General features: G+C 56.4%; 1 pseudogene. It reads left to right on the top strand.

Annotated elements, in window-relative coordinates:
• Positions 1 to 272: pseudogene (locus RhoFasB10_RS25930) on the top strand (hypothetical protein); the annotation flags it as partial.
• Between the last annotated feature and the right edge of the window lie 134 nt (positions 273 to 406).

Raw genomic sequence — 406 nt, 5'->3', positions numbered from 1 at the left:
ATCTGACCCAGGCGGTTATCGACTGGAAAGCGAGCTGTGAACGCCGTTTTGTGTTCAGGCCGAATGAAGCGATAACGCCAGCAGACAGACAAGCGGTAATGGCGAAAATGACCGCCAAACGACATCGGCTGGAATCGGCGTTGACAGTCGGCGCGACAGAGTTGCAGCGATTCCGCCTTCATGCTCCAGCACGGACCATGCCGTTGATGGAACCGTTACGTCAGGCAGCAGAAAAACTGGCTCAGGCGCAGGCAGATTTAAGCCGCTGCTGAGCCATTTTTCAATTAACGAAACACCACTTCCGCCCAGCGTGCCAGCCCGGCGGTGACGGAGCCAAAGTCATCGCCGCCTGCAATCGGAATGCCCGGCAACTGTTCTGCCAGCGCTTTTTTAATCAGCGGAGAAC

It is taken from the genome of Rhodococcus sp. B10 (assembly GCF_011770055.1).
GTDB classification, from domain to species: Bacteria; Actinomycetota; Actinomycetes; order Mycobacteriales; family Mycobacteriaceae; genus Rhodococcoides; species Rhodococcoides kyotonensis_B.
Note: the sequence above shows the minus strand (reverse complement) of the source record. Positions and strands in the feature narration are given on the sequence as shown.